This window comes from Bradyrhizobium sp. LeoB3 (assembly GCF_055456055.1).
The window spans coordinates 1-425 of record NZ_JBVBEF010000386.1 but is presented as its reverse complement, the minus strand read 5'-3'; the positions used below and the strand labels follow the sequence as shown (position 1 = coordinate 425).

The window sequence follows — 425 nt, the reverse complement described above, 5'->3', positions numbered from 1 at the left end:
AAGGCGGCTGCCGGCGATATCGGGAAACCTGTCAAAGGGGCGCTCGTCGTGGCGATGTGTGTGCAGAACTGAGAGCCAAGAAACGGCCCCTACATCAAGGGGGCAGGATGCTGGAGCCGTTTCTCCGAGATCCTTGACGCGTTCATCCGGCGCCAAGTCCTCCAATCTTAATCCAAATTTAAATAGCGTTCCACATTTAATTTGTTTAATTTACGTGTTATATATTTACCCCAGAATTAATATGGCAAATATTCAGACGATGGGGATTGACGGATTTCTCCTCCGTTCTCGGGTGACATCGGACACGGCTGGTGCACGTCGCTCGCCTCATTTTCACGGATTAGCAACCATAGGAAATGATCCGAAAATTTTAGCGAAACAATTCAGCCGCCTCCACGTCGGTTTGCCGGAGGGCATGGGATCAT

The 425-nt window shown here is 50.1% G+C and carries 1 protein-coding gene; it reads left to right on the top strand.

Features of this window, described 5'->3' with window-relative positions; all coding sequences use genetic code 11:
- Positions 1–241: 241 nt before the first annotated feature.
- The coding region (locus tag ACZXDY_RS46450) for a hypothetical protein (RefSeq protein WP_464350094.1) at positions 242–425 on the top strand (184 nt) is incomplete at its 3' end.